Genomic DNA, 265 nt, shown 5'->3' with positions numbered 1-265 from the left:
CATGGTGTCAGCCCTGCAATCGGGCACCCGCGACGCCGTGGACTTCATGCAGGAAAGCTCACTCAAGGCCGACGACTGTGTGCAACAGGCCCAGGAAGCCGGCGCGGCGCTCGCCGAAATCACCGGTGCCGTGGCGCAGATGCGCGAAAGTAACACGCAGATTGCCGTCGCCGCCGAACAGCAGAGCCATGTTGCCGAAGAGATGAACCGCGCAGTGGTGAGCATTCGTGATGTGACCGAGAACACCGTGCAGCAGACCGTGGGC

General features: G+C 63.4%; 1 pseudogene. It reads left to right on the top strand.

Annotated elements, in window-relative coordinates:
- Positions 1-265: pseudogene (locus tag KZZ04_RS19555) on the top strand (methyl-accepting chemotaxis protein); the annotation flags it as partial.

Origin of the sequence: Pseudoalteromonas sp. CR1 (assembly GCF_019392235.1) — a bacterium.
Lineage (GTDB): Bacteria > Pseudomonadota > Gammaproteobacteria > Enterobacterales > Alteromonadaceae > Pseudoalteromonas.
This window is presented reverse-complemented; position numbering and strand designations above follow the sequence as displayed.